This window comes from Streptomyces peucetius, assembly GCF_025854275.1.
Taxonomy (GTDB): Bacteria; Actinomycetota; Actinomycetes; order Streptomycetales; family Streptomycetaceae; genus Streptomyces; species Streptomyces peucetius_A.
In genome coordinates, this window is the sequence record NZ_CP107567.1 from 7,180,179 (window position 1) to 7,206,676 (window position 26,498).

Below are 26,498 nucleotides of genomic sequence, written 5' to 3' on the forward strand. Positions count from 1 at the left end.
CTCGTGGCCCGGTGTCTGAAGCTCACTGCGCCGCCTTCCTCGCGAGCTGGTCGGCGGCGGGGGTCGCCCCGCCGCCCTGGTAGGTCACGCGCCACAGCGCGGAGTTGGAGTCGGAGGTGAAGAATCCGCGCCCGTAGTCCAGGACGTACAGCGACCCGTCGGGTGCGAACTTCCAGTCCATGAGGTTGCGGATGCCGCCGGAGCCCACCGGGACGATCTTCTTGAGGGACTCGGCGTGCACGGGCAGGCCGCCCCTGCCGACGGTCCTCGGGTCTGTCAGCACCGCGTGGCGCGGCTGGTCGCCGTCGTAGAAGTCACCGACGAACCACTTGCCGTCCCAGTACTCGGGCCACTTGACCTCCGAGCCGCTCGACGCGTCGTAGCGGTAGACGGGGCCGTTCATGGTGGCCTGGCCGCCGCCCTTGAGCCACGGCAGCAGCAGCTTCTGCTCCTCCTGCTTGTAGCTGGGGATGCCGTTCTCGTCCCGCGGGTAGTCGACGCCACCGCCCTGCGGCGAGTACCAGATGGTGTTGGGCGTGACGGGCGGCAGGTTCACCAGACCGTCGTTGTTCGGCGACTCGTTCTTCGGGGCGTCGCAGTCGTACCAGCCGAGCGGCTGGGACGGGTCCGGCAGATTGCGGTCGCGGTAGGGCTGGTTGTTGCCCATGCAGTACGGCCACCCGTGGTTGCCGGCCTTGGTGATGGCGGCGAAGGTGTCGTACTTGGCCGGACCCCAGGTCGTCGAGGGGGCGCCTGCGTCCGGGCCGACCCAGCCGGCGTAGAGGATGTCCGTCTGCTTGTCGACGAAGATGCGTGCCGGGTTGCGCACCCCCATCACATAGATCTCGCCGCGGGTCTTGCCGCCGCCTTCCGCGGTCTCCTCACCCGTGAACAGATTCCCCTCGGGGAGGGTGTAGGTGCCGTCGTCCTCGGGATGGATCCGCAGGATCTTGCCGTTGAGGTTGTTGGTGTTCCCCGCGGTGCGGCGCGCGTCGGCGAAGGAGACGCCCTGGAAGTTCGGCTCCGGGTTGTTGCCCGAGTAACCGCCGCTGAAGCCGGACGAGTTGTTGTCGCCGGTCGCGATGTACAGATTGCCCTTCGAGTCCCAGGCCATGCCGCCGCCCGCGTGGCAGCAGCTGTGGATCTGCACCGGCCAGTGCAGCAGCACCTTCTCGCTCGCGAGATCCAGCCGGTTGGTGGCGAGGTCGAGCGTGAAGCGGGAGACCCGTCGCTCGGCCATGTGGGTGTCACGGTTGATCTCGGAGTGGGGCGTGTAGTGCAGATACACCCAGCCGTTGGTCATGAAGTCGGGGTCCAGCTCGATCCCGAGCAGCCCCTCCTCGTTCTTGACCAGCTCGTCGCCGCCGCCCTTGTTGCCGAAGACGGTCAGCGCACCGGCCTTGGTGACCTTCTTCGTCGCCGGGTCGTAGACGTGGACCTCGCCGTTGCCCTTGCCGATGTCGGGGTCGTTCCAGTCGCGGACGACCGGGACGCTCGAGTCGGCTCCGCCGCGACCGATGTAGAGCACCCGCCCGTCGGGGGCGACGACCAGGCCGTGCGGTTCGCCGATCTGGTCGTTCTGGCCGGGCTGATTGGGCTTGGTGACCCGCTCCGCCGTGTAGTTGGCGTCGATCGTGGCCTTGCAGTCGGCCTGCGAGAGACGGGACGTCCAGGCGAGCGCGCCGCGCAGATGCTCGCGGAAGTCGGTCTCGGCGAAGGTCTCGACCGTGCCGCCCATCCCGGTGTAGAAGGACCGGCCGCCGTCGTAGTCACGGCACCAGGAGACCGGGTGGTCCCAGCCGCCCGGCTTCGCCGCCGGGGTGTACGAGCTCTCCTTGAGCCGGGCCACGGTGTGCACCGTGCCCGAGGGGTTCTGTGCCCAGTTGAACCACTTGTCGGGCCGCTTCCACTCCAGCGGCAGCGACTTGGTGGCCGGATGTACCCGGTCCCCGACCTCGACGACTGCCCGCTGCGTGCTGCTGGGCGCCCCGGTCGGCCGGGCCCCGATCAGGCCGGTGAACCAGTCCGAGTACGGCTCGGTGCGCGCCGCGTCGTGGATGCCGACGAAGCCGCCGCCCGCCTCCAGGTACGACTCGAGACCGGCCTCCTGCGCGGGGTCGAGCACATCGCCGCCGCCGGTGAGGAACACGACCGCGTTGAACCGGCCGAGCCGTTTGGCGTCGGTGAAGACCGCCGGGTCGTCGGTGGCCTCCGTTCTGAACCGGCCCGCCACCGGCCCGGTCTCCCCGATCCTCTCGATCGCCGCGATACCGGCGTCGACGGTCGGGGACTCCGCGCCGGCGGACGCGTGGAACACCAGCACCCGCACATTCGCGCCGCCCGGCGGCGACGGAAGGGACAACGTTGTCGGCGGTGCCGGATGCGGTGCGGCGCCGGCGACGCCGCCCCCTGCGAGCAAGGAGGCGGTCAGGGCCCCGGCGCCGAGGGCCGCCGCCAGGGGGCGTTTCAGGGATCTTGTTCTTCCGGACCTGTGATGTGGTGCGCGCTGCATGTGGTCACCCATCCCTCTGTGGTCACAACAGCCGTTGAAGCTAGACCTCTTTTCGCGGTTCGCCAATAGGTATGACTGCAATCCGAACGAACTTTGTCCTGACTGTGGAGAAACAAGGACCGCCCGGCTACCGTGTGGGCCGTCCCCCGGGGTCAGTACGCCCCGTCAATCTCTGCCGACGATCGGAGAGTTCGACATGGACAGACGGAGCTTCAACCGGCGCCTCCTCGCGGGCGGCGCCGCCGCGGCGGCCACCGGAGTGACATCGTTGTCGGTCGCTTCCGCCTCCAATGCCGCCCCCGCCCCGGCGAAGGGCGCACCCAAGACTGCCCAAGCGGGCGGTCAGATACGCCACTTGCAGCTGTACGCCGAGAAACTGGCCGACGGGCAGATGGGATACGGCCTGGAGAAGGGCCGGGCGACCATTCCCGGTCCGTTGATCGAACTCGTCGAAGGCGACACGCTGCACATCGAGTTCGAGAACCTGATGGACGTCCCGGTCAGCCTGCACCCCCACGGCGTCGACTACGACATCGCCAACGACGGCACGAAGATGAGCCGCAGCCATGTCGAACCCGGCGCCACCCGCACCTACACCTGGCGCACCCACACCCCCGGCAGGCGCTCCGACGGCACCTGGCGGCCGGGCAGTGCGGGGTACTGGCACTACCACGACCACGTGGTGGGCACCGACCACGGCACCGGCGGCATCCGCAAGGGCCTGTACGGTCCGCTGGTGGTGCGCAGGAAGGACGACATCCTGCCCGACAAGCAGTTCACGATCGTCTTCAACGACATGACGATCAACAACCGGCCGGCCGCCGACCCGCCCGACTTCCTCGCCACGGTGGGCGACCGGGTCGAGATCATCATGATCACGCACGGCGAGTACTACCACACCTTCCACATGCACGGTCACCGCTGGGCCGACAACAGGACCGGCCTGCTCGCCGGCCCCGAGGACGTCAGCCGGGTGATCGACAACAAGATCACCGGCCCCGCCGACTCCTTCGGCTTCCAGGTGATCGCCGGTGAACACGTGGGCGCCGGCGCCTGGATGTACCACTGCCACGTCCAGAGCCACTCGGACATGGGCATGGCCGGCCTCTTCCTCGTCGCCAAACCGGACGGCACGATCCCCGGCTACGAACCGCACCATCCGACGGCCGCCGGCTCGGACGCCGGCTCGGAGGAGGGTGGTCACGCGCACTGAGGCTGGTGGGGCGGCGGCTGCCCGGAGGCAACCCGGGCCCGGTTTCCGGCATACGGCCCGCCCCGTGCGCCAGCCCAGGTACCCGTACGCTGCGTCAGCGTACGGGTACGCTCGGTGGACACGGCTCGTGACCGCGCGTGACGATGGGGGAGTTGCGGCACGGTACGTGGAGGTGGGCGGCATGGCGGCAGGCGACAGCGGCATCGCTGTGGGGGACAACGGGCGGACGGCGAACGGGACGGAGCCGGAGAGCTCCGACAGCCTCAAAACGTTCGGGGAGGTCGTCAAGGCGCTCCGCAGGAGGGCGCGGCTGACACAGGAGCAGTTCGCGCCGCAGGTCCGGTACTCGGTGCCGACGGTCGCGTCGATCGAGCAGGGGCGCCGCTTCCCGCCGATGGACTTCGTGGACCGGGCGGAAGAGGTACTCGACGCGTTCGGGGTGCTGAGGGGCGCGGCGAAACACCTGTCGCGGCGGCCGGGGATCGCGAGCTGGTTCCGCCAGTGGGCGCAGCTGGAGGCGGAGGCGGTCAACCTGTACACGTACGAGTGCCGGTTGGTCCCGGGCCTGTTGCAGACGGAGGCGTACGCGCGTGCGCTGTTCTCGGAGCGCCTTCCGCCGCTCGGTGACGAGCAGATCGAGGAACGGCTCACGGCGCGTACGGAGCGTCAGCGGCTGCTGCGGGAGCGCCCGAACACGGCGTTCAGCTTCATCGTCGAGGAGCATGTGCTCCGGCGTGGCGCGGAGGCGTGCGCGGAGCTGCTGCCCAGCGTCCTCGCGCTGGCGGAACTCCGGAACATCGAGGTCCAGGTCATGCCGCAGTCACGCGTCACGCACGCCGGGCTCGACGGGCCGATCCGCCTACTGGAGACACCGGACAACAAGTGGTTCGCGTACTGCGAGGGCCAGGAGAGCGGCCAGTTCATCTCGGAGCCCAAAGTGGTCAGCATGCTCCACATGCGGTATGCCAGGATGCGGTCACAGGCCCTCTCGTTGGAGGAATCCGGGGGCCTGTTGCGTCGGATGCGAGGAGCAGCATGAGCACCACACAACTGGCCTGGTTCAAGAGCAGCTACAGCGGGAGCTCTGGCGACGACTGCATCGAGGTGGCGACGACGCCCGGGACGGTCCACGTCCGGGACTCCAAGGTCGAGCGGAGCCCTCAGCTCGCCGTCTCGCCCGCCTCGTGGACGAGCTTCGTCTCGTACGCCACGGAGGCCTGACGACCCCGCAGGCGGGCGCCCCGGGAACGGTTTCTCGCCGGCTCCGGGGCGCCCGCCGTCGCCGGGGCCGGCCTAGGAGGCGGCGGCCAGGTCCCAGACCTCCCACGCGGTGTACGGATCGGCCTGGACGAACAGGCGCGAGCCGCGGGCGACGACCCGGCGGCGACCGACGGGCGATCCGTCGGGCCGGACGAGCGTGCTGTGCAGATACGGGGCGGCGGTGCGTTCGGCGGGCGTGCACAGCACGAGCCGGTCCTGCTCCTGGCCGTAGCCGCCGAAGAAGGCGACAGCGCCGCTGTGGACGGCGGTCGCCTTCGCCCCTGCGACCGGTGAGTCCCACACGCGTACCGAGCCGTCGGCGCGTACACGGACCAGCGGGAAGTCGGTGTAGTAGTACGCCCAGGCCTCTCCCCGGTGAACGTTCAGGGCGTAGCAGTCCGCCATGCATCCACCGGCGGTGGACGGCGGCAGTTCCCACAGCGGCTCGCCGGTGGACGACCAGCGGCGCAGACCGGCGTGGCCCAGCGCGTCGTCACCGAACACTCCCTCGTCGAAGTACCCCACCCACAGGTCGCCGCTCTCGTCGGCCAGCAGATGCTCGATGCCGTCACCGACGGCGAACGCCCAGGAGGTCCTGCCCAGCGTGTCGAAGATCTGGACGTGGTCGGCCCGGCCCCGGCGCCGGGCGTCCGCCACGACGAAACCCCCGTCGGGGAGGGCGTCCAGCAGCGGATGGCGTGCGGTCACGGCACTCAGGTGCGTCTCCTGGACTCGGCCGTCGTCGACGGTGACGACCATCGCGTCGTAAGGGGTCCCCTCCGAGCGGGAAGCGCCACTCAGCAGCCAGTGGGCGCGGCCGAAGGCGTCCACGGTGCTGTGCAGGACGTGCTGCTGGGCGTGGGCACGCGGCAGCCGGGCGTAGAGGGTCAGCGAAGTGGTGTGCGCAGGGGTGGGCATGCGGCGGTGCTCCTCGGCGGTGGCTGATGGACCTGGCGTACGGATCGGCCGGTCCGGCGGCGCGCGCCCCCGGGGCAGCGGCAGGCGGCTACGCGGCATGCGCCCTTCTGGTCGTCATGGGCACGGATCCTGCCGGACCCGCGGCGCCGTCGCAACGCGATTGCGCCAGGGGCGGGCGGAGATCACGTCCGCGTGGACGTTTCCCGGGCGATTGCAAGGGCAAGCGGCCGTCGGGGACACCCCGTCCCGGACCGGCACCCGGATGGCACCACAACGCGAAGCCGGTCCGCAGCCGGGCCGCTGCCGGAACCGACTCGCAGAAAGTGACACAGACATGACTGCGCAACAGGAGACCCTGGACGTCGAGGTGGAGATCGTCGACCCCGGCACCGCGATCCTGGTCGTCGGGGGCGAACTGGACGTGGACACCGCCACGCTTCTGCACCACCACATGGCCAACCAGTTCCTGCACGGCCGCCGACATCTGGTGCTCGACCTGTCGTCCCTGACGTTCATGGACTCGTCCGGGTTGAACGTCCTCATCAAGGGCGCCAGGGAGGCCCGGCAGTTGGCGGGCGACCTGCATCTGGTGGCGCCGACCCCCGCCGTGGGCCGGCTGCTGGAGATAACCGGACTGAATCTGACCACACCCCTGCACACGGACGTGGACGAGGCCCTGGCCCAGGTGCGCGGGGCCACGGGGCTCGTCCCCGTCGCGGGGGACGAGGACGACAGGCCGAGTGGGCGGTTGCCCACCTGACCGGGAACAGGGCCGGTGCCCGGCCCCCGTGGCCGGGCACCGCCGCCCTGCCCCGTCCGGTGACCGGTGGTCCGTCGCCCGGAGCCGTCGGCTCTACCGGGCGGGTCAGCCGACGCCCGCACGGGACCCGTGTGGGCCCCGCGCCGCGCCCCGGTCCGCGGCCGTGCCGCGGCCGGGACCTGCCTCGGCGCCGGCTGCCGCCGCAGCGCCCGCGTCCCCGTCCACCCCTGTGCACCGCAGGGTGAGAGCCAGTGTGTCGTCGGCGTGCAGGACCACTGTGTGCATGTCCGCCGCAAGCGCCCCCGGAATCTCCTCGATGGGGGATCTCGCATGCCTGGTGGCAGAGAAGATGAGACGGCGCTCGCCCTCCAAGGGGTCCCTGCGGCTCTCGGTGAGACCGTCCGTGTAGAGGACCACGAGGTCCCCCGGGTCGAGGTGGGTCTGAAGGACCTGTTCGCTCCCCGGCAGCGGGTAGCCCACGCCGCGGCCCCGGGCCTCCAGGAACTCGGCGCCGCCGTCGGCGCGTACGACCAGGGCGGGCGGGTGGCTTCCGTTGGCGACCAGCATCTCGCCCGTCGCGGGGTCGATCCGGGCGAGGAGGACCGAGGCCATCAGCTCGGGGTCGACACCGTTCAGCACGTCGCTGGCCCGCCCGACGACGGACTTCAACGGGCAGCCGTCCAGCGCCAGCGTCCGTACGGCATGCGTGACGTTCAGCGCGGAGCCCGTGCTGCGCACCCCGTGTCCCAGCGCATCGACGATCGTGATGTGGACGCTGCCGTCAGGCAGGACGAACCAGTCGTACAGGTCGCCGCCGGTCGGCGCGTCGGTGTCGGCGGGAGCGTAGTGCACGGCGAGTTCCAGCCCCGGCACCCGCAGCGGCGCGGGACGCAGCGCGTCCTCGAGCGCGCGCAACATCTGGCCGTGGGCACGGCGCAGTTGCTCGTCGCGTTCCTCGAGCTGGACATAGAGGGCGAGCACCCCGCTGTTCGTCTCGTCCAGCTCGTCCTTGAGCCGCTGATGGTCGGCGGAGAGGGCGTCGGAGGCGGCCAGGACGGCGGCGACCTCCTGCTCCGTCGGATCGTCGGCGTCGTCGGCCGCGGCCGGATCCTCGAACGCCGGCACGGCGAGCGGGACGTCCCACACCACCGCCCCGTCGTCCGACGCCGCCGCGGGAAGGGGGAGTCCCTGCGGCGGCCCCGCCTCGGCGGCGTGGTCCAGCCGCACGCTGAGCGTCCGTGGGCCGGACCGTCCGTCACAGGGCACGTACAGCGCCGTCAGGTGCACGGTACGGCCCAGGGCCAGCGACGGCCGTGCCACCGCTGCGGCCGACACGGCGAGCCTGGCGCGGGTCTCGACGGGCACGCCGTGAACCGCGGCCAGGCCACGCACAGCCCGGCGCAGACTGGCAAGGTCCGTCAGCGGGCCACTTCGCCACACACGCTCGGTCATCGCAGTCCTGTCAGGCTGAGGGCGGAGGCATCGTCCCGTGACCGGCGGTAGCGATGCGCGAGAGCTGCCGGCAGAAGCTCGGCGGGGAGACGGAGGAGGAACGGCGGAGGGTCGTGCGACCAGCGGGCCTCGATGCCGTCGGAGTGGAGGACGAGCACCTGGTTCGGCGCCACCGGAGCGGACCGCACCTGCGGTGTCGGCAGGTTCCACCCGACGACTCCCGGCCGGCCGTCCAACCGGCGCTGAGCCGCGTCCCGCGACAGCACGCAGAGCCGCACATTGCCGACCCCGCAGAACTCCGCGGCACCGGGCCGCAGCCGCAGCAGGCCGACAGCCGCGCCGCGTGTGTGCCGCAGCGCCCGGTGGAAGGCATTCATGATCTCGGGCAGCGGCTGGTCGCACACGCCCCGGAAGGTGCGCAGCGCGCCGCGTGCCGCACGGGCTGCCTCACTGCCGTGGCCGAGCCCGTCCACGACGACGGCCGTGCGTCCGACGTCCGTGTCGAACACCGCGCAGCCGTCCCCGCACTCCTGCTCGCCGTCGGCAGGCAGGCACACCGCGCCGGCCCCCGACGCCGGAGGGTCCTGGTCGGCGGCCGTGATCCGCGCCGCCACCACCGTGCCGCCGGGCACCTGGGTTCGGACGACGAAGACCGAGGCGACCCGTTTCACGGCCCCGAGTCCCGTACCGAGTGTGCCCGTTGTCGTGAATCCGTCGGCGAGGCAGCGCTCCAGCCGCTCCATGCCCGGCCCCCGGTCGACCGCGATGATTTCCAGTCCGGCGTCGAGGGCGAGCGGCTGCACGTAGACGATGCCGTCGGTCGCGTGCTTGTCGAGGTTGCTCGCCAACTCGCTCGCCACCGCGGCCGCCTTGTCGGGCAGCGCCCCGGTGAGGCCGCAGTGGACGGCGGCTTCACGGGCGCGCGTGGCGGCCAGGTGCACGGCACTGTAGTGGTCGATCGGTATCTGCGCGGTGGGCAGGCGCGCGTACTCGTAGCTGCTCAACGGCCGGCCCACCGCACCGCGCGCACCGTGGTGCCCTGCCCCGGAGACGAGTGCACCTCGAACTCGTGCATGAGGCGCTGTGCTCCACCCAGGCCGTGCCCGAGGCCCTCGCCCGTGGTGAAACCGTCGGTGAGGGCTCCGTCGAGGTCCGCGATGCCGGGCCCGTCGTCCCGTACGACGAGCCGCAGGCCGACGCCCGCGGTCCCGTAAACGCCCTCCAGCGACAGCACGCCGCCGCCGCCGTGGACGAAGGCGTTGCGGGCGAGTTCGCTGGCCGCGGTGACCACGCGGGTCTGGTCGACCAGGCTGAAACCCAGCTGCTGCGTGGCCGCCCGCACGGCGTGCCGGGCGGCCAGCAGGTCCTCCTCCGTGCGCACCGGGCATTCGGTGCGCACAGAGGTCGCCGCTCCCGTGCGGCCGGTCCCGGTCCCGGCCCGGCCGGCGCCACGCTGGACTCCGACGGCAGGCCGTCCGACGACGAGCCCGCCGCCGTAATGCCCGACGGTGAGCGGCCCTTGTGGCCGTCGTCCCTCGGCGCTCATCTCTACTGTGCCCCATCCGCGGTTCGCGGTGCAGAGGGCTCCTGTCGCACGGGCGTCCGGGACCAGCCGAGGGCGGCCATCCCCTGCTCGGCGTTGAGCGCCGTCTCCACACCTTTGAGTTCGATACCCAGTTCCACGAGAGTGACGGCCACCGGCGGACTCATCCCGGCGACGATGACGCGCGCACCGAGCAGCCGGGCCATGGTGCTCAGTTCCATCAGTGCGCGTGCCACGAACGAATCGATGATCTCCACCCGTGAGATGTCGATCAGCACGCCCCGCGCGCCATCGGTCGCGATCCGCTTGGTCAGCTCGTCGGCCAGCGCGACGGCCGACGCGTCGTCCAACTCGCTGAGCAGCCCGGTGACCAGGGTGTCCCCGAGTCGGAGGATCGGCAGGTTGATGGGTTCTCTCCCGTTCATCGGCCCTCCTGCACTTCGTCGGCCCATCCCGGGGCGACGCCCGGTTCCGACCGGAAGGCCTCCTGCTGGGTGAGGCGCATGGAGGTCTCGAGGGCGTCGGCGAGGGTCGCCCGGGTCAGGATGTCGGACAGGTCGATGCCGAGCTGCACGATCGTCTGCGCGATCGCCGGGCGGACCCCGCTGACGACGCATTCCGCGCCCATGAGGCGTACCGCCTTGACCGTCTGGATCAGGTGCTGGGCGACGGAGGTGTCCACGGTGGGGACACCGGTGATGTCGATGATCGCCACCAGTGTCCCGTTCTTCTGGATGGCTTCGAGCAGGTTCTCCATCACCACCTGGCTGCGGGCGGTGTCGAGGTTGCCGATCAGCGGAACCGCGAGAACGTGCCGCCACAGCCGGACCACCGGTGTGGAGGCCTCCAGCAGTTGCCGGCTCTGCCTGCGGATGATCTCCTCGCGGCCGAGGACGAACGTCTCGAAGCACAGGGCGCCCGCCGCGTCGAGCACGCGGTTCAGCGCCAGAACGGCGACGTACAGCTCGTCGGTGTCGAACGACTCCTGACGGACCGCCTCCAGCACGGCCTCCTTCAGCGCGAACACCGCCAGTGACGCCTCGGTGGGCGCCGCGCCGGCCCGCGCCCGGCGCATCGACATGTCCACCACCGCGTCGTGCAGCCCGGCGTGTTCGGTGGCCCGCACGAGGGGGACGTCACCGGCCAGACAGGCGCGGAAGGCTTCCACGAGCAGGTCCGCCTCCTCACGCCATTCACCTTCCACCAAGCTCTCCGAGCCGGTTCCGGTGCGCTCCTCCTGGAGCTGCACCCACCGGTCGGCGATCTCGGCGCCTCGTCGCGTCAGAACCTCGCTCAGACGTGCTCGTACGGCGGACTCGGGGGTACTCATGTTCGCCTCTCGCTGCGCTTCTACGTGGGTTGGCGACCGAATCCACGGCCCGTCCCAGATGGTAACGGCCCCGGTCGGAGCGGACGGACGGCCGGTGAAACGCCGGCGCGGAGCGCAACAGGCCCGGCGGGTCGGCCTCGGATGCTCGCCGACTGGCGAGAGGCCAGGGGCCGTTCAGGCGCTTCGCCGTAGCGGCGCGGGCCGGCGCGTGGCGGCCGGGTGGGCGGGCGCGGCCGCCACGTCGGCGGCCTCCAGCTCCTGCCGGGCGGCGGCAAGGGCCGCCTCTATGGTTCGCGCTCCCGTCGCCGCGCACAAGGCGCAGGCGGCGTCCAGCAGTTGCGTGTCTATCCGGCTCGAGCACTCCGCCTCGTGCAGTGCAACGAGCTCGCGGTACTCCTCGACGACGTTCCGCAGGATGGCCGGGTGCGGCATCAGCACGTTGCTCCTCCTCTGTCGGCGACCGGCCGAGATCGACTGGCCGGCATGATCCCGTTTGCCCGGCACGCGGGCTCGCATTCGTCCCGGAACTGCCGGGTGGCACGGGTCACGCCGTGGCGTCAGTCGGCGAGGCGGACGATGGCGTGGATCGTCTTGCCCTCCGCAGCGGAGGTGATGGTCACCTCTTCGCTCAGCCTGTGGACGAGAGGCCAACCGTGCCCGCCGGGGACCAGAGCATCCGGGGCGCGGAGCATGCGGGGGCGGACGGGGGAGCGGTCGGTGACGCTCAGACGCAGCGCGCCCTCGGTGACGGAGAGGGTCAGGGCGGTCACACCGCCGGCGTGCCGGAAGGCGTTCGTCGCGAGTTCGGAGGCGACGAGGAGCGCGTCGGTGACGACAACGATGTGCTCGGGGCCCGGCGGCATGGGGCAGAACTCGTCCTCCAGCAGGCGGCGGACCTCGTCGCGCGTCTCCGCTGCAGAGAGGGGAAACACGGTGCGGTCGCGGCCGCTCCGGACCGTCGTCATGCGTCCTCCAACTCGTCTTCCGTGGGCTCCGGCGCTGGTCCGTCTACCCGGGAAGCCTGGTCGCACACGCCCTCTTGCAGACCTGCTGGCGGGTGTCAAGAGGACGTGGGCAAGGCGCGTTCTCCGACGGCCCGCGCCCGAAACGCGCTCCCGGAGGCTGTTGATACGTCATTGAGCCGGTGTTTATCGGCCATCGGCAAGGTGGTCCGTATGCCGATCAACACCATCTTTCCCACCGCCGAGGACGAACTCTCCTGGCAGGAGGGCGCGTTGTGCGCCCAGGCGGGTCCCGAGTTCTTCTTCCCGGCGCCAGGGTCCTCCACCCGCGAGGCCAAGCAGCTCTGCGGAGCGTGCGAAGGCCGGGTGGCGTGCCTGGAGTACGCCCTGACCCACGACGAGAGGTTCGGCGTCTGGGGCGGCCTCTCGGAGAAGGAACGCCTCCGCCTCAGGCACGCCCCGCGCTGAGGCGGGGCAGTGGCGGACGGTCGGGAGCCGATGCGGAACGTCTCCCCGTACCCGCGCCGCGGGCCGGGAGCCGACGTCATGGTGCTGATGTCCAGACCCGGGTCGCCCTCGGGGCGCTGCGGCTCATCGTCCGCGCCCAACCGGACGGAGCCGGCGACGGCCGTCGGGGCGCCGGGCCGGCGCCCCGGCCGGCGTCACTGCGCCGCTGCGCGGGCCGCCATCCGGGCCTTGCGGGCGGCGAGCTTCTCGTCGAACTTGAGCGCCTCGGAGTCCAGGCCGTTCATGTACAGGCCGAGCTCGTCCTGCGCCTTCTGCCCCTCGGGCCCGAGCCCGTCGATGTCCATGACCTTCAGGAAGCGCAGCACCGGCTGCAGCACGTCGTCGTGGTGGATGCGCATGTTGTAGATCTCACCGATCGCCATCTGCGCGGCGGCACGCTCGAAGCCCGGCATGCCGTGCCCCGGCATCCGGAAGTTGACGACGACGTCCCGCACGGCCTGCATCGTCAGGTCGGGGGCGATCTCGAAGGCCGCGCCCAGCAGGTTGCGGTAGAAGACCATGTGCAGGTTCTCGTCGGTGGCGATACGCGCCAGCATCCGGTCGCACACGGGGTCACCCGACTGGTGGCCGGTGTTGCGGTGCGACACGCGCGTCGCGAGCTCCTGGAAGGCCACGTACGCCACCGAGTGCAGCATCGAGTGGCGGTTGTCGGACTCGAAGCCCTCCGCCATGTGGGCCATCCGGAACTGCTCCAGCTTGTCCGGGTCGACGGCGCGCGACGTCAGCAGGTAGTCGCGCATCACGATGCCGTGCCGGCCCTCCTCGGCGGTCCAGCGGTGCACCCAGGTGCCCCAGGCGCCGTCGCGGCCGAAGAGGGACGCGATCTCGTGGTGGTAGCTCGGGAGGTTGTCCTCCGTGAGCAGGTTCACCACCAGCGCGATCTTGCCGATGTCGGTCACCTTGGACTGGCCGGGCTCCCAGGCCTCGCCGTCGTCGAAGATTCCGGGGAAGTTGCGGCCGTCGGAGAAGGGAACGTACTCGTGCGGCATCCAGTCCTTGGCGACCTTCAGATGGCGGTTGAGTTCCTTCTCCACCACCTCTTCCAGCGCGTACAGCAGCCGGGCGTCTGTCCACGCTTCCGAACTGCCGAGGTGGGGAGAGGTGATCGTCACGGGGGCTCCTGGGGGACGGGAGAGTTACCTACGTAGTCGTAGGTTACGAAACCGTAGGTTAAACGCGTCATAAGGTCCGGGCCAAGCCCGGATCCCCGATGTCCGGTTACGTAGGGTTATGGGGCCTGCTCCCGCAGGGTGCGGCGAGAGGCATGTCACGCATCCGGCCCTACCCCCCGGCCCCGGGAACCCGCCGCCCCGGGGCCCGGGAATCCGCCGGCCCGGGCCCGGGAACGTGGAAACCCCGCCCGCTCCCGCCCCCGGCCGTCATTCCGCCGGGAACGCCTCCTCCCGCAACTCCTCCCGCGAGGCGTCCCGCAGCTCGCCGTCCAGCAGCAGCCACCGGGTGATACCGATCGAATCCAGGAACACCGGGTCGTGGCTCGCGACGATCAGCGCCCCCTCGTACGACTCCAGCGCCGCCGTCAGGCTGCGCACGCTCGCCATGTCGAGGTTGTTCGTCGGCTCGTCCAGCATGAGCAGCTTCGGGGCCGGCTCGGCCAGCAGCAGGGCCGCGAGCGCCGCGCGGAACCGCTCGCCACCCGAGAGCGTCCCGGCCGGCTGGTCGGCGAGCGCGCCCCGGAACAGGAAGCGCGCCAGCCGCGCCCTGATCCGGTTGTTCGTGGCGTCGGGCGCGAACCGGGCCACGTTCTCCACCACGCTCAGCTCGTCGTCGAGCAGATCCAGGCGCTGCGGCAGGAAACGGAGCGGGACCTCGGCCACCGCCTCGCCCGCCACCGGCTCCAGCTCGCCCGCGATGGTGCGCAGCAGCGTCGTCTTGCCCGCGCCGTTGCGTCCCACGAGCGCGATCCGCTCCGGCCCGCGCACCTCGAACCCGCCCTTCACCTCGGCGCCGTACCGCAGCCGCAGGTCCTGCAGGCGCAGTACCTCGCGCCCGGGGTGCACCTGGGTGCTGGGCAGTTCGATACGGATCTCGTCGTCGTCGCGCACCGCCTCCACGGCCTCGTCGAGACGCTCCTTCGCCCCGGCGAGTTTCTCCGCGTGCATGATGCGGTGTTTGCCGGCCGACTCCTGGGCCGCGCGCTTGCGCGCGTTCATCACGATCTTGGGCTCCCGCTTGGTGTCGTACATCTTCTGGCCGTACCGCTTGCGGCGGGCCAGCTTGACCCGTGCGTCGGCGAGTTCGCGCTTCTGGCGCTGCACGTCGGCCTCCGCGACCCGCACCATCCGCTCCGCCGCCAGCTGTTCGACGGCGAGCGCCTGCTCGTACGCCGTGTAGTTGCCGCCGTACCAGCTGACCTCGCCGTCCCGCAGATCGGCGATCTGGTCGACCAGTTCGAGCAGCCGGCGGTCGTGGCTGACCACGACCAGGACTCCGGACCAGCGCGCCACCGCGTCGTACAGGCGCCGGCGGGCGAACAGGTCGAGGTTGTTCGTCGGTTCGTCGAGCAGCAGCACATCGGGCCGCGCCAGCAGCAGTGCGGCCAGCCGCAGCAGGACGCCCTCGCCGCCGGAGACCTCGCCGAGGGTGCGGTCGAGGCCGATGTGCCCGAGGCCCAGCTCGTCCAGCGTGGCCCGGGCGCGTTCCTCGACGTCCCAGTCGTCGCCGACCGCGGTGAAGTGCTCCTCGGAGGGGTCACCCGCCTCGATGGCGTGCAGCGCGGCGCGGGTGCGCGCGATGCCGAGGACCTGGTCGACCCGCAGGCCGGTGTCCAGGACGACGTTCTGCGGCAGGTGGCCGACCTCGCCGAGGGTGCGGACCGCTCCGCCCGAGGGTGCGACGGCACCGGCGATCAGTTTCAACAGGGTTGACTTCCCTGACCCGTTGAGACCGATGAGGCCGGTCGTGCCGGGCCCGATCGTGAGATCGAAGCCGTCGAACACGACGGTGCCGTCGGGCCAGGAGAAGTCGAGCGCGGAGCAGGTGACGAAGGTGGGGGAAGTAGACACAGGGCCTCCCGGTTGCTTGGTGCGGAACGGGCAACAGGTGGAGACACCGGGGGCGGGGCGACGGACGCCCAGGAGGAAGGTCCTGGTCGCGGAGTGGACGGCATGAGTCGTCGAGGTCGCACACGCGGGGCACGGGCCGAAGGCCGTACCGCAGGGTGTCTCAAGACCTCAGACGAGCAACGTCCTACTCCGATCGACGACAACAGAACCGTCGTGAACGGTAGAAGGCCGCCGAGCCGCAGTCAACGGGATTTAGAACTCCTGACGAAATGATCTTCGAGGTGGTTGGATCACTCCGGGACTGATGATCCGGGGGTGCGGGGTGGCCCGGCCGAAGCCGTGGGCAGTCGATGACGAGTTGTGGGCGGTGATCGAGCCGCTGTTGCCCAAGGTCGAGCGTCGAACCCGGCATCCGGGACGCAAGCGGCATCCGGACCGGCTCGTGTTCCAGGGCATCCTGTTCGTCCTGCACACCGGGATCGCCTGGGAACACCTTCCGCAGGAACTCGGCTTCGGCTCCGGCATGACCTGCTGGCGCCGGCTGGCCGAGTGGACCGAGGCCGATGTGTGGCCGCGACTGCACGAGGCCTTCCTCGCCAAGATCCGCGGCGCAAACGCCCTGGACTTCTCCCGGGCGGCGGTCGACGGCTCCCACATCCGGGCGTTAAAGGGGGCTCCAAGACCGGACGAAGCCCCGTCGACCGGGGCAGGGCGGGCAGCAAGCATCACCTGATCACCGACGCCACCGGCATCCCGCTCGCCGCCACCCTGACCGGCGGCAACCGCAACGACGTCACCCAGCTGATCCCACTCCTTCAGGCCGTGCCGTCCGTGCGGGGCAAGCGTGGCCGGCCCCGGCGCCGCCCGGACGTAGTACTGGCCGACCGCGGCTACGACCACGACTAGTACCGCCGTCTCGTCTGGGACCTCGGCGTGAAGCCGTTGATCGCCCCGAGGCACCGAGCACGGCCCCGGGCTCGGTACCCAACGTTGGGTCGTGGAACGCGCCTTCGCCCACCTGCACTGGTTCCGTCGCCTGCGCATCCGCTGGGAGATACGCGACGACATCCACGAAGCCTTCCTCACTCTCGGATGCACACTCATCTGCTGGCGGCGCCTGGCCGCAGTTCAGCGCCGCCACTCATAGGCACCCGGTGAAGACTCCAGCACTTCGCTCGGCCACTCCTGCAGCACCTGCCTGAGTAGCTTCCGCTGCTCGCCGATCCAGCCCTCTTCAAGACTCATGGGAAGGAACACGGAGACGCACGAACTGCCCAGATCTTCTACACGGACAGCGACAGTCTCATGCTCCTCGTTGTACGGCTGGATCTTGATCTCGGGGCTGTGGTCGTCATCCCTCCAACAGATGTCCTGACCGGCGGCAAGCAGGTCCAGAGCACGGGACCACTCCTCCAGGTCGGAAGGGAACAGGGACATGGCCAGCCGACCGCCGACGAAGCTGCTGGTCACAATGACCTCTGCGTCGAGCTGGTCGTGACATTGCAGCACGCCCGGCGACCTACGCCCCAGCACACGCACCCGGAAGCTGTTGTCACCATCCGAGAGGCTGATCAGTTCCACCCTGCACCCTCTGCCCTGCCCGCTCACATCTGTCAGAGCTCAGGGTCTCTGAACCAGATCAACGGGCACAAGCAGGTTGTCCCCGCCTCATTCCGTAAGGGGTTCTCAGTGCCACGGGACCCGCCCGCCCGATCACGATGATGCCGGAAACCCGCCAGCCCGGTGGCGACCAGCCCTGATTGAGTGCTCGCCATGACGAACCTCCGCGATCTCGCCGACCACTTCCGTGCCCTGCACACCCGGGACCGCCCGCTGGTCCTCCCCAACGCCTGGGACACCGCGAGCGCCCGGATCATCGCCGAGGCCGGCGCGCCGGCGATCGCCACCACGAGCGCCGGCGTCGCCTGGGACCTGGGCGCGGCGGACGGCGAGCGCCTCGGCCGCACCGCGGCGCTCGAACAGGCGGCCCGCATCGCCGCCGCCGTGGACGTGCCCGTCAGCGCGGACATCGAGGGCGGTTACGCGAAGGACGCCGACGGCGTCGTGGCCACCGTCCGCCAGGTCCTCGACGCGGGGATCGTCGGCGTCAACATCGAGGACGGCCCCCGTTCCGCCGCCGAACACGCGCGGCGTGTCGCGGCGGCGCGCAGGGCCGCCGACGCCGCGGGCGTGCCGCTCTTCGTCAACGCCCGCGTCGACGTGTACCTGGCAGGCATCGGCGCCGCGTCCGACCGGCTGGAGGAGACGCTGAAGCGGGCCGCCGCCTGCGTCGCGGCCGGCGCCGACGGCATCTTCGTACCGGGCGTGACACAGCCGGCCACCGTGGCGGCGCTGGCGCAGGGGATCGGCGCCCCGCTAAGCGTGATGGCGGGCCCCGGCGCGCCCGCCGTGGCGGAGCTGGGGCGGCTCGGCGCGGCACGCGTCAGCGTCGGCCCCGCGATCGCACAGGCCGCGCACGCGCTCGTACGGTCGGCGGCACGGGAACTCCTCGACGAGGGCACGTACGGCTCCCTGGCGGGCGGATACGACTACGGGGAGCTCGACGCGCTGCTGGGCGGGTGACGCGGCCGGGGCGGGACCGGCCGACCGGTGGGCAGAAGAGTAAGTCGGTACAGCTCCTCGAGTGTGCGGGCCCGGTATCACTGCTTGCTGAGATCTTGGGGGGTCTTGTGCAGAGGAAGACCGACCGCTGTGACCGCTGTACTGGTATGCCTGGTGGGTTGGCGCAGCCTTGACCAGCTGCGTCAATGAGGCTTTTGCATCATCGGTCCGAGCCGGCCAGATGCAGGTCCTCGGTGAGCCCGTGGACGGTATCGGTCCTGGGGTTTCTGGCGCCGGTGAAGACGACGTCGCCGAAGTGCAGGCCGGGGGTGCGGCTGGTAGGGCGGCAGCAGGGCCGAGGCGTGCGCGTTGCGTGGGCGGCGCAGCCGGGCCCCTGCCGGGGCCCGGTCGGGCGGGAGCGGGTGCATTTAGGACGGCAGCGACCCGGACAGCGCACCAATGGATGCCGTACCCACGCCGGTACGAACCAATGGGAGGGAGGCGGCGGCGTCCGTCGTCGAGTTCGGTGCGGGAAGGGGAACGGTGGACCTCAGGATTCTCCCGCTCGCCGTCACCATGATGGTGGGCCCACAGATCATGGCCGCCATCATTTTCGTCACCACCCCGCGAGCGGTGCGCGTGTCCCTGGCGTACCTTCTCGGCCTGGCGGTCGCCACGACGGCGGGGATCGCAGTCACGCGGGGCATCTTCGCCCTCTTCGGCCACGCGGGCTCGGCGAGCATGCCATCCGACAAGGGATCGGCGGTAACCATCGTCCAGTTCGTACTGGTCGGCCTGCTGCTGATCACCGCGGTGAAGACATACGTGAAGCGCGAGACGGCCGAGCCGCCGAAATGGCTCGGAACGCTGATGGACGTGGGTCCGAGAAGGGCCTTCTGGATCGCTCTGGTCGTGATCCTGCTGATGCCGTCCGACATTGCGGTCATGCTGACCGTCGGTGCACACATGGAGCAGCACGATGTGGGCCTGGGTGCGGCACTGCCCTTCATCGGAGCCACCATTCTGATCGCGGCGCTGCCGCTCCTGCTGTATCTGCTGTTCGGCAAGCGCGCTCAGCGGAGGATGCCTCGGCTGCGGCAGTGGGTGAACTCCCACAGTTGGCTGGTCAACATCGCTGCCTGCCTGATCTTCATCGCACTCATCCTCAGCGAATGAGCCGCCGTTTGACGATCTGCACCAGACGGCGCCGAAGGCGGCAGGGCTGCCGTAGTAGTGGCGGCGATCGGCCTCGAAGTCGGTGGTGACGGCGTAGTCGACCGTCGGGCAGGTGGGGGATGGCAGACCCTGGGCACATGCTCAGCAGGGTGCCGCGCAGGCGGTCGACCACGCGGGTGCGGTCCTCCACCAGGTCGGCCCGGCGTCCGGTCAGCAGCTCGATGGCGGCGTCGTCGCCGGGGCGGATGGGTCGCAGGTCGCGGCGCATCCTGGCCTGGTCGGCGATGACGTAGGCGTCGCGGGCGTCGGTCCTGCCCTCGCCGCGGTAGCCGTCGGAGGCCCGGTTGACCAGGCGGGCGGGCATGTAGAGGGCCTCCTGGCCGTGGCCCACGAGGAGGGCCGGCAGCAGCGCGGGCTCTCCGCCGGTGCGGGAGGTAGCGCCGCTGGACCCCCGTGCGGTCCACGTGCAGGATCGCGTCCTTGACGTCGCGCAGGTCGTGCTCGGGTGGCCGATACATCAATCATCTGCCAACCAGAAAATCGGCGCTTGACCTTGTGGCTACTGTAAGGACGAAGATAGTGCCATGCTTTCCATCAGCGAATTCGGCGAAATGTGCCATCTATCACCGCAGACGCTGCGGTTCTACCACTCCGAGGGTTTGCTCGTCCCGGCCGACGTCAATGGACGGACCGGATACCGTTCGTACACATTTGAGCAGGTCGAGCAGGCCATGTTGATCACAGTGCTGCGCGGCACGGGGATGAGCGTCAAGGCTGTCCGGCGCGCTCTCGACGAACCGGACACGACACCTGCCCTGTTGCAGCAGCACACTACTGAGGTGCGGCGCCAGCGGCAGGCCCAGGACGAGGCGATCAGCGACGCGTGTGAGCTGGTCAACTCGTGGCCAGAGGTGCGCCTGCGCCACGTACCCGAGATGACCGTCGTCTCGAAGCTAGTGCCCGGCCTGTCGGCCGGGCGCAACCAGTACGACTGGGACCACGATGTCGCCCTCGCCGCCACCACCATTCAAGACGTGGTCAAGACCGTGGAGTCGCGCGGAGCTGTTGTGTCGGGGACGCCTTGGCGAGCCTTTGCCATCGAGACCCCGGGGCAAAAGAGGCAGATCCACACCGACGAGGGGCCGCACTGGCTGGTGAAGATCCCCATCACGGCGGATGAGAAAGCAGTCGCAGCTCTGCCCGGCGACGTGGAGGTGCAGACCTTCGAGGCCCGGGACGAACTGTCGATATTCATCCCGGGCAAGAGCTCGATAGTCAAGTACTGCACTGCGCTCTCGCGCCTGGTCACGCATCCCCTCGATGGCGCCTTCGTCAACCACGCCTGCATGCGCCAACTGCTGCACGACGACGGCGTCGAAACCGCCGCGCCGATTTGCAAGCTCCACGAGACCGACATGGTCAGCTGACTGACGAACGGCGTTCCCCTGCCCGAGGTGTTGGAGAGCGCGGCAGCTCCAGGCTGACCCGGTCGGCACGCGTGGGCTGGCCGGGCACGAAGTCGCTGTGCCCGCTGGTGGCCGTGGGTCGATGTCCTGGCCCGGGACGCAGCCGAGCACCGCGATGGTGCGCTGCGTCGGGAGCGGTAGGTGCGCCAGGTCCTCGTCGGTGAGCAGCACGCCCCCAGGCCCGCGACGACTGCGGACCAGCGCCATTCAGTACGAGTCGCTGCTGGCCATCGCCCGGTTCCGCGCCATCCAGTTCGCATCCGCAACGCAGCAGCCGTCCAGGAGGGTGTTCGGCGGCAACACCGACGCCCGCGGAAACCACGCCAACCGGATATTGTCCCGTACCGGTGAGGCTGGCCACGCTCCGTTCATTTTTTCGGGCACGGATGCCAGTGTCCCCGCATCGGGTCGGCGCCAGCAGACGCCGGATGTCGCCCCACGCCGTGGTCAGACCACCGTCGACCAGGATGACCGTCGGGGCCGCCGTGCCAAGGGACTGAGCAAGCGCCGCGTCGTCGCACGGCAGCCCGATGTCGTCCTCGCCGGCAAGGATGTCAACCCCGAGGAACAGCAGCAGTCTGGGCAGGCCGAGACGTCCGGCCGCCCGAGCGGCGGCGATGCTGGCCAGCAGGATGACTCCGCCGATGAAGGCCGGTGACGGTCTTGCGGGTGATCGTGAAGTGCTCCAGGTGCGTCTCGGCCTCCCGCAACCGGGCCTGCAGGCCGTCGATCTGTGCGCGGAGCTCGTCGGCCAGGGCCCGGGCGGCGTCTTGTTGGAGATCCAGGGCATCGAGCAGAGGCCGGATGTTCACGCTGCCGCCGCCTGCGCCACGCGCCAGGTGGGGGCGTTCGCGCCGGTGAGGCGTCGGGTCATGACGTGAGTCATCGCCCAGTGGACACGGGAGGCGGAGGGGCAGTGCTCGTAGTCACGGACCAGGCGCCGGTGCAGTATCAGGATCCCGTAGGTCTGCTCGACCCTCCACCGCTTCGGCTGCGGCACGAACCCCTTGTCCTGCGGGTCGCGTGCGACGATCTCGACGTCAATTCCCGGGCCGGCGCCGTGTTCGACGACCCGGTTCTTGAAGCCCTGGTCGACCAGGGCTTTGCGGACGGTTCCGCCGGTGTGCTCGGCGACCTGGTCCAGCAAGATGATGCCCGCGGCGTTGTCGTGGGTGTTCGCGGCGAGGACGACGACCGCGACGACCAGGCCGAGGACGTCCACGGCCAGGCCGCGTTTGCGGCCGGGCACCCGCTTGGCAGGATCGTGGCCGGTCGTGGAGGCGGGGACCCCGGCGGCCGCATGGACACTCTGGGTGTCCAGCACTACCAGGGCCGGGTTAATCGGCGGGCACGTTCACGGACCTGGCAGCGCAGGAGTTCATGGATGACCTGGTCGGTTCCGTCGTCCCGCCAGGCGGCGAAGTAGTAGTAGGTCGCGCTCTTCGGCAGGTCGTGCGGGAGGTAGGCCCACTGGCAGCCGGTCCGCCCCTGGTAGAGGATCGCGTTCACGATTTCCCGCATGTCGTAGGCGCCCTGATGGCCGCTGACCGAGCGGTGCCGGTCCCTCCACGCGGTGATCACCGGCTCGATCAACGACCACTGCTCGTCGGATAAGTCACTCGGATACGGCTTGCGTTCACTCACCCGATCACATCACCAGATCAGCTACCGCGGACCGGTAGATTCCGCCCCGCCGCCACACCATCAGGCGACAGCACATCCACTCAAAGACTCACGAACCCCTCACTCACAACGGCCCTTTGCCGGAGCCGCTCCGCCACGACGAACACACCTCCTGCGGAAACTCACAGCTGCTGCGGTCGACATGGCCACCGGCCGAGCGGGCAACGCCACCGCTTTGGTCGTCGACCTCGCGTAGGGCCCAGCGGACGGCCGCCCGCGGCAACCCGCGGGGCGGCCGGCGACCTGCTGGGCAAGGATGTGAAGAACCGCGGCCTGATCCGCGCCTCGGCCGCGGTATCCCGCTGCAACTCGCCTGGCAGCGGCACCGGCCGGAGGCTGACGCAACGTCAGCCTCCGGAGACCGTCGGCCGCTCGTGGGTTGCCGGGGCCTTCGACGGTTTACCACGGCCGTTCCCCTGCCCCGGGCGGAACGGGCCCGGCCGTCAGGCACATGCGCTGCGACGAAACGGACTCGATGTGTCCCTGTCAATAATATTGAAAAGCCATGTGACATGTGCCATTTTACAACGCAACCCGTCGCGGACGGGACCCCCTACTCCCATCCCCAGGAGTGAATCTTGCGCGCCATGGCCGTCGCCACCGCCCTGCTCGTAGCCGCCGTCGCGGCCTCCCCCGCCCAGGCCTCCCAGGCCGATCCCAAGCCGGACCACGTCTTCGCGGACCCGGGCCAGCGCCCGGCCCACGGCAATGTCAAAGGCGCCCCCGGCGCGGCCGGGACCACCGGCGGCAAGCTGGAATCGCGCATCCTGCCAATCGTCCACAACTGCAGCCCGACGCTGCGGATCCGGGCCCAGGAGATGACCGCCGCCCAGCTGACGGCGACCTGCGCGAGCCTGGCCAACCAGGACGCCTACTTCCACAGCGTGGTCAAGGACTCGGGGCCGGTCGCGAACGACTACAACACCACCCTGGAGGTCGATGTCTTCAACTCGAGCGCCGACTACAAGGCCTACGCGAGGAAGATCTACGGCATCGACACCAACAACGGCGGCATGTACCTGGAGGGAGACCCCGCCAAGACGGGCAACCAGCCGCGGTTCATATGTTACGAGCGCACCGACGTGAGCCCCGGCTGGCAGATCTGGAACCTCAACCACGAGTACACCCACTACCTCGACGGCCGCTTCGACCTGTACGGCGACTTCAACGCCAGCCAGACCACCCCCACCGTGTGGTGGGGCGAGGGCATCGCGGAGTACATCTCCTACTCCTATCGCGGCGTCACCTACGCCAGCGCGGTGGCCGAGGCCGGCAAGCACACGTACTCCCTGCGCACGCTGTTCGACACCACCTACGCCAACAGCGACGTCAACCGCACCTACAACTGGGGTTACCTCGCCGCCCGCTACATGGTCGAAAAGCGACCGGCCGACGTCGCCACCGTGCTCGGCCACTACCGCGCCGGAAACTGGACCGCCGCGCGTGCCTTCCTCACCTCGCTGGACTACGAGAGCGACTGGAACGCCTGGTTGACGGCCGTGGCGGCCGGCGCCTGACACGTACGCCTGCTACGGCCGGACTTCCCCGCACAGGCACCGAAGGAATACTGAAACGACGAAGATCCCGACCGATCAAGAAGATCGGTCGGGATCTCGTGGACGACCGGCTGTGCCTGCAGGGCATAGCCGGCTGACCAGGGTCCGCGTGCGGGTCTGTCAAACGAACGGCCCTGTCTCACATTCGGTGGTGACGGAGCGTGCTGGTTCGTCGTTGACGTGACGTGCGGAATGTCAACGAGCTTGTAGATGTGGTGTTTTCGGGTCTGTCCCCGCTGGTCATCGCAGATGTGGTCGACGAAGGTGAGCGGATCGTGGTGCGGGCACGGACTCCGGGGGACACTGCGGTCTGCCCGGTGTGCGGGGCCCCGTCGGAACGCGTGCACGGCTATCACTGGCGGACAGTCGCGGACCTGCCGGTCGATGAACGACGGGTGGTGGTCCGTGTGCGAGTGCGGCGTCTGGTGTGTCCCACGCGTGGCTGCCGCCACACCTTCCGCGAACAGGTGCCCGGTGTCCTGGACCGGTACCAGCGACGCACCGCTCGTCTGACCAAGCAGGTAAAGGCCGTGGTCAAGGAGTTAGCGGGCCGGGCGGGGGCACGTCTGCTGGCGATACTCACCGTGGGCCTGTCGCGTCACACTGCCCTGCGCACCCTGCTGCGCATCCCGCTGCCCACCCGGCGGGTGCCCCGCGTGATCGGCGTCGACGACTTTGCCCTGCGCCGGCGTCACCGCTATGCCACCGTGATCATCGATGCCGAGACCCATGAGCGGATCGACGTGCTGCCCAGCCGCACGGCCGACACCCTGGAGGCGTGGCTGCGCGAGCACCCGGGCATCGAGATCGTGTGCCGTGACGGCTCAGCGACCTATGCTGAGGCGATCCGGCGCGCGCTGCCTGACGCGGTACAGGTCGCGGACCGGTGGCATGTGTGGCACAACCTGTGCGAAGCCGCCCTCAGAGAGGTCAAGGCGCACAGCACCTGCTGGGCCGCCGTGCTGGACGCGCCGATCTACGACGGGCCCCGCGCCCAGACCACCCTCGAACGCTGGCACCAGGTCCACGGCATGCTCGCGAAGGGCGTGGGCCTGCTCGAATGCGCCCGCCGCCTGGAACTGGCCCTGAACACCGTCAAACGCTACGCGCGAGCCGAGAAGCCCGAGCGCATGCTCCTCGTCCCCAAATACCGCGCCAGCCTCGTCGATCCCTACCGCGAGCACCTGCGCAAACGCCGAGCCGAGGACCCCGCCGTCCCCGTCCAGCGCCTCTTCGAAGAGATCAAGGCCCTGGGCTTCACGGGCTGCCTAAACCTCCTGCACAAGTACATCAACCAAGGTCGCGCGGATGCCGAGCGCAGCCACATCTCCCCACGGCGGCTCGCCCGGATGCTGCTGACCAGGCCCAACAACCTCAAGGCCGAGCAACACGCGCTCCTGGCCAAGCTCACCGCCGCCTGCCCCGAGATGACCCAACTGGCCTCAGCTATCGGCGCTTTCGCCCCGCTCCTTGCGCCCCACGCCGACAATGCCGACGCACTCTCGCGCTGGATCGTCCAGATCCGCGGCGCCGACCTGCCCCACCTGCACGCCTTCGCCCGAGGTCTGGAACGAGACCGCGATGCCGTGACCGCCGCCCTCACGCTGCCGTACAGCAACGGCCCCACCGAGGGCGTCAACACCAAGACCAAGCGGATCGCGCGCCAGATGCACGGACGCGCCGGCTTCACCCTGCTTCGCCACCGCATCCTCCTCGGATAGCAGCACGCGCCGTCACCACCGAAAGTGAGACAGGGCCAAACGAACGGCTCTGTTCCGTAGTCGGCGGTGACGGGTGGCGTAGACTCTGTATGTCAGATGTCAACTCCCTTGCAGGAACGGAGTTTTCAGAACTATCGGCGCTGGTCGTCAATGACGTGGCGGACGGCGGCGAGATGATCCGGGTCTTGGCCCGGACTCGAGATGTTCCCTTTCCCTGCCCGATGTGCGGGTGCCGACGGGGAAGGTGCACGGTTACCACGTCCGGACGGTTGGGGAAGTGCCGGTCGACGGCCGCCGGGTCGACTGCCCGGCCCTGGGCTGCCGGCGGCAGACCTTCCGCGAGCAGGTCCGGGGCTGATCGAGCGCCTTCAGCGCCGCACCACACGTCTGACCAGCCAGGTCTCGGGGGTGGTCAAGGAGTTATGCGGCCGGGCGGCCTCCCGTCCCACCGGGATACTGACCGTGCCCGTCTCGTTCGTCACCGCCCTGCGGGTGCTGCGGTCCCTCAACAGGCGGTACGGGTCCCGCGGGTGGTCGGGGTCGACGACTTCGCCCCGCGCCGCCGTCACCGCTACGCCACGATCATCATCGACGCTGAAACAGGCGAGCGCAGCGATGTCCTGCCCGACCGCGCCGAGGCGATCCGCCAGGCCCTTCCCGACGCGGTGCAGGTCAGCGACCGCTGGCATCTGTGGCGGAACCTGTGCGACAAAGTCCTGGCCGAGGTCCGCCCCCACGCTCCCTGCTGGGCGCATGGGGCAGGTCAAGTGCGGCAGGATTAGCGCGGATTGTCCGCCGCTCCTCGGGGGCGGCGGACCACACCGGCGGGCCAG

22 protein-coding genes and 6 pseudogenes are annotated in these 26,498 nt (G+C 69.9%); 13 read left to right on the plus strand and 15 right to left on the minus strand.

Annotation, left to right across the window (positions count from 1 at the left end):
- Positions 1–22: 22 nt before the first annotated feature.
- The gene (locus OGH68_RS32400; RefSeq protein WP_264248952.1) at positions 23–2,512 is read right to left on the minus strand and encodes a ThuA domain-containing protein; all 2,490 of its coding nucleotides are present in this window, start codon (positions 2,510–2,512) and stop codon (positions 23–25) included.
- Between the two features lie 196 nt (positions 2,513–2,708).
- On the opposite strand from OGH68_RS32400, the gene OGH68_RS32405 reads away from it, so the two are divergent.
- The 3 genes from OGH68_RS32405 to OGH68_RS32415 all read left to right on the plus strand — a co-directional run bounded on the left by OGH68_RS32405 (position 2,709) and on the right by OGH68_RS32415 (position 4,946).
- Positions 2,709–3,725: a multicopper oxidase domain-containing protein gene (locus tag OGH68_RS32405; RefSeq protein ID WP_264248954.1), complete on the plus strand. Its 1,017-nt coding sequence runs from the start codon at positions 2,709–2,711 to the stop codon at positions 3,723–3,725.
- A 181-nt stretch (positions 3,726–3,906) separates the two neighbouring features.
- Positions 3,907–4,764: a helix-turn-helix domain-containing protein gene (locus OGH68_RS32410; RefSeq protein ID WP_264248955.1), complete on the plus strand. Its 858-nt coding sequence runs from the start codon at positions 3,907–3,909 to the stop codon at positions 4,762–4,764.
- On the plus strand, positions 4,761–4,946 hold the full coding sequence (locus tag OGH68_RS32415) for a DUF397 domain-containing protein (protein WP_264248957.1): 186 nt from the start codon (positions 4,761–4,763) through the stop codon (positions 4,944–4,946). Before OGH68_RS32410 ends, OGH68_RS32415 begins: the two co-directional genes overlap by 4 nt.
- Positions 4,947–5,018: 72 nt before the next feature.
- On the opposite strand, the gene OGH68_RS32420 is transcribed toward OGH68_RS32415, so the two are convergent.
- Positions 5,019–5,903 carry a hypothetical protein gene (locus tag OGH68_RS32420; protein ID WP_264248958.1) on the minus strand — a complete coding sequence of 295 codons (885 nt, stop codon included), beginning with the start codon at positions 5,901–5,903 and terminating at the stop codon, positions 5,019–5,021.
- A 334-nt stretch (positions 5,904–6,237) separates the two neighbouring features.
- Between OGH68_RS32420 and OGH68_RS32425 the strand changes: the two genes are divergently transcribed.
- Positions 6,238–6,663 carry an STAS domain-containing protein gene (locus tag OGH68_RS32425; RefSeq protein ID WP_264248960.1) on the plus strand — a complete coding sequence of 142 codons (426 nt, stop codon included), beginning with the start codon at positions 6,238–6,240 and terminating at the stop codon, positions 6,661–6,663.
- A 105-nt stretch (positions 6,664–6,768) separates the two neighbouring features.
- On the opposite strand, the gene OGH68_RS32430 is transcribed toward OGH68_RS32425, so the two are convergent.
- The 7 genes from OGH68_RS32430 to OGH68_RS32460 form a co-directional block, all read right to left on the minus strand.
- A complete protein-coding gene (locus tag OGH68_RS32430; protein ID WP_264248961.1) occupies positions 6,769–8,115 on the minus strand; it encodes a PP2C family protein-serine/threonine phosphatase in 1,347 nt (448 codons plus the stop codon).
- The gene (locus OGH68_RS32435; RefSeq protein WP_264248962.1) at positions 8,112–9,119 is read right to left on the minus strand and encodes a SpoIIE family protein phosphatase; all 1,008 of its coding nucleotides are present in this window, start codon (positions 9,117–9,119) and stop codon (positions 8,112–8,114) included. Before OGH68_RS32435 ends, OGH68_RS32430 begins: the two co-directional genes overlap by 4 nt.
- Positions 9,116–9,514, minus strand: coding sequence for an ATP-binding protein (locus tag OGH68_RS32440; protein ID WP_264248963.1), 399 nt, complete (start codon positions 9,512–9,514; stop codon positions 9,116–9,118). The genes OGH68_RS32435 and OGH68_RS32440 overlap by 4 nt, the downstream gene beginning before the upstream one ends.
- A gap of 149 nt (positions 9,515–9,663) precedes the next feature.
- Complete coding sequence (locus OGH68_RS32445) at positions 9,664–10,083, minus strand: STAS domain-containing protein (protein WP_264248965.1); 420 nt, start codon at positions 10,081–10,083, stop codon at positions 9,664–9,666.
- A complete protein-coding gene (locus OGH68_RS32450) occupies positions 10,080–10,988 on the minus strand; it encodes an STAS domain-containing protein (protein WP_264248966.1) in 909 nt (302 codons plus the stop codon). Before OGH68_RS32450 ends, OGH68_RS32445 begins: the two co-directional genes overlap by 4 nt.
- A 174-nt stretch (positions 10,989–11,162) precedes the next feature.
- Positions 11,163–11,420: a DUF5133 domain-containing protein gene (locus tag OGH68_RS32455; RefSeq protein ID WP_264250397.1), complete on the minus strand. Its 258-nt coding sequence runs from the start codon at positions 11,418–11,420 to the stop codon at positions 11,163–11,165.
- Between the two features lie 125 nt (positions 11,421–11,545).
- On the minus strand, positions 11,546–11,953 hold the full coding sequence (locus tag OGH68_RS32460; RefSeq protein ID WP_264248968.1) for an ATP-binding protein: 408 nt from the start codon (positions 11,951–11,953) through the stop codon (positions 11,546–11,548).
- A 210-nt stretch (positions 11,954–12,163) separates the two neighbouring features.
- On the opposite strand from OGH68_RS32460, the gene OGH68_RS32465 reads away from it, so the two are divergent.
- The gene (locus OGH68_RS32465) at positions 12,164–12,418 is read left to right on the plus strand and encodes a WhiB family transcriptional regulator (RefSeq protein ID WP_264248969.1); all 255 of its coding nucleotides are present in this window, start codon (positions 12,164–12,166) and stop codon (positions 12,416–12,418) included.
- Between the two features lie 194 nt (positions 12,419–12,612).
- Here OGH68_RS32465 and OGH68_RS32470 read toward each other — a convergent pair whose 3' ends face one another.
- Together OGH68_RS32470 and OGH68_RS32475 are read right to left on the minus strand one after the other, a co-directional pair.
- Positions 12,613–13,590, minus strand: coding sequence for an acyl-ACP desaturase (locus OGH68_RS32470; protein ID WP_264248971.1), 978 nt, complete (start codon positions 13,588–13,590; stop codon positions 12,613–12,615).
- 267 nt (positions 13,591–13,857) lie between these two features.
- The gene (locus OGH68_RS32475; RefSeq protein ID WP_264248972.1) at positions 13,858–15,501 is read right to left on the minus strand and encodes an ABC-F family ATP-binding cassette domain-containing protein; all 1,644 of its coding nucleotides are present in this window, start codon (positions 15,499–15,501) and stop codon (positions 13,858–13,860) included.
- 304 nt (positions 15,502–15,805) lie between these two features.
- Here OGH68_RS32475 and OGH68_RS32480 point away from each other — a divergent pair.
- Positions 15,806–16,648, plus strand: a pseudogene (locus OGH68_RS32480) (IS5 family transposase).
- Here OGH68_RS32480 and OGH68_RS32485 read toward each other — a convergent pair.
- The gene (locus OGH68_RS32485; RefSeq protein WP_264248973.1) at positions 16,630–17,082 is read right to left on the minus strand and encodes a DUF5959 family protein; all 453 of its coding nucleotides are present in this window, start codon (positions 17,080–17,082) and stop codon (positions 16,630–16,632) included. The pseudogene OGH68_RS32480 and the gene OGH68_RS32485 overlap by 19 nt on opposite strands.
- Before the next feature lie 192 nt (positions 17,083–17,274).
- Here OGH68_RS32485 and OGH68_RS32490 point away from each other — a divergent pair, with 192 nt between their 5' ends.
- A complete protein-coding gene (locus tag OGH68_RS32490) occupies positions 17,275–18,084 on the plus strand; it encodes an isocitrate lyase/PEP mutase family protein (protein WP_264248975.1) in 810 nt (269 codons plus the stop codon).
- 438 nt (positions 18,085–18,522) lie between these two features.
- Positions 18,523–19,239, plus strand: coding sequence for a GAP family protein (locus tag OGH68_RS32495; RefSeq protein WP_264248976.1), 717 nt, complete (start codon positions 18,523–18,525; stop codon positions 19,237–19,239).
- 163 nt (positions 19,240–19,402) lie between these two features.
- On the opposite strand, the pseudogene OGH68_RS32500 reads toward OGH68_RS32495, so the two are convergent.
- A pseudogene (locus OGH68_RS32500) lies at positions 19,403–19,660 on the minus strand (IS110 family transposase); the annotation flags it as partial.
- Between the two features lie 4 nt (positions 19,661–19,664).
- A pseudogene (locus OGH68_RS36245) lies at positions 19,665–19,751 on the minus strand (IS5/IS1182 family transposase); the annotation flags it as partial.
- A 72-nt stretch (positions 19,752–19,823) separates the two neighbouring features.
- Here OGH68_RS36245 and OGH68_RS32505 point away from each other — a divergent pair.
- Positions 19,824–20,666, plus strand: coding sequence for a MerR family transcriptional regulator (locus tag OGH68_RS32505; RefSeq protein ID WP_264248978.1), 843 nt, complete (start codon positions 19,824–19,826; stop codon positions 20,664–20,666).
- Between the two features lie 199 nt (positions 20,667–20,865).
- Positions 20,866–21,363 (plus strand): hypothetical protein, encoded by a 498-nt coding sequence (locus OGH68_RS32510; protein ID WP_264248980.1) that lies wholly within the window; start codon positions 20,866–20,868, stop codon positions 21,361–21,363.
- Positions 21,364–21,513: 150 nt separating this feature from the next.
- On the opposite strand, the pseudogene OGH68_RS32515 reads toward OGH68_RS32510, so the two are convergent.
- A pseudogene (locus OGH68_RS32515) lies at positions 21,514–22,349 on the minus strand (IS5 family transposase).
- 788 nt (positions 22,350–23,137) lie between these two features.
- On the opposite strand from OGH68_RS32515, the pseudogene OGH68_RS32520 reads away from it, so the two are divergent.
- The 3 genes and pseudogenes from OGH68_RS32520 to OGH68_RS32530 all read left to right on the plus strand — a co-directional run.
- Positions 23,138–23,899, plus strand: a pseudogene (locus OGH68_RS32520) (collagenase); the annotation flags it as partial.
- A gap of 260 nt (positions 23,900–24,159) precedes the next feature.
- Positions 24,160–25,665 carry an ISL3 family transposase gene (locus tag OGH68_RS32525; RefSeq protein WP_264250361.1) on the plus strand — a complete coding sequence of 502 codons (1,506 nt, stop codon included), beginning with the start codon at positions 24,160–24,162 and terminating at the stop codon, positions 25,663–25,665.
- A gap of 89 nt (positions 25,666–25,754) precedes the next feature.
- Positions 25,755–26,417, plus strand: a pseudogene (locus OGH68_RS32530) (ISL3 family transposase); the annotation flags it as partial.
- Between the last annotated feature and the right edge of the window lie 81 nt (positions 26,418–26,498).

What these genes read in the sequence shown, in the direction of transcription:
- OGH68_RS32400 (WP_264248952.1), bottom strand. Translation starts at nt 2,512, where the DNA reads ATGCAGCGCGCACCACATCACAGGTCCGGAAGAACAAGATCCCTGAAA.
- OGH68_RS32405 (WP_264248954.1), top strand. Translation starts at nt 2,709, where the DNA reads ATGGACAGACGGAGCTTCAACCGGCGCCTCCTCGCGGGCGGCGCCGCC.
- OGH68_RS32410 (WP_264248955.1), top strand. Translation starts at nt 3,907, where the DNA reads ATGGCGGCAGGCGACAGCGGCATCGCTGTGGGGGACAACGGGCGGACG.
- OGH68_RS32415 (WP_264248957.1), top strand. Translation starts at nt 4,761, where the DNA reads ATGAGCACCACACAACTGGCCTGGTTCAAGAGCAGCTACAGCGGGAGC.
- OGH68_RS32420 (WP_264248958.1), bottom strand. Translation starts at nt 5,903, where the DNA reads ATGCCCACCCCTGCGCACACCACTTCGCTGACCCTCTACGCCCGGCTG.
- OGH68_RS32425 (WP_264248960.1), top strand. Translation starts at nt 6,238, where the DNA reads ATGACTGCGCAACAGGAGACCCTGGACGTCGAGGTGGAGATCGTCGAC.
- OGH68_RS32430 (WP_264248961.1), bottom strand. Translation starts at nt 8,115, where the DNA reads ATGACCGAGCGTGTGTGGCGAAGTGGCCCGCTGACGGACCTTGCCAGT.
- OGH68_RS32445 (WP_264248965.1), bottom strand. Translation starts at nt 10,083, where the DNA reads ATGAACGGGAGAGAACCCATCAACCTGCCGATCCTCCGACTCGGGGAC.
- OGH68_RS32450 (WP_264248966.1), bottom strand. Translation starts at nt 10,988, where the DNA reads ATGAGTACCCCCGAGTCCGCCGTACGAGCACGTCTGAGCGAGGTTCTG.
- OGH68_RS32455 (WP_264250397.1), bottom strand. Translation starts at nt 11,420, where the DNA reads ATGCCGCACCCGGCCATCCTGCGGAACGTCGTCGAGGAGTACCGCGAG.
- OGH68_RS32460 (WP_264248968.1), bottom strand. Translation starts at nt 11,953, where the DNA reads ATGACGACGGTCCGGAGCGGCCGCGACCGCACCGTGTTTCCCCTCTCT.
- OGH68_RS32465 (WP_264248969.1), top strand. Translation starts at nt 12,164, where the DNA reads ATGCCGATCAACACCATCTTTCCCACCGCCGAGGACGAACTCTCCTGG.
- OGH68_RS32490 (WP_264248975.1), top strand. Translation starts at nt 17,275, where the DNA reads ATGACGAACCTCCGCGATCTCGCCGACCACTTCCGTGCCCTGCACACC.
- OGH68_RS32495 (WP_264248976.1), top strand. Translation starts at nt 18,523, where the DNA reads ATGGATGCCGTACCCACGCCGGTACGAACCAATGGGAGGGAGGCGGCG.
- OGH68_RS32505 (WP_264248978.1), top strand. Translation starts at nt 19,824, where the DNA reads ATGCTTTCCATCAGCGAATTCGGCGAAATGTGCCATCTATCACCGCAG.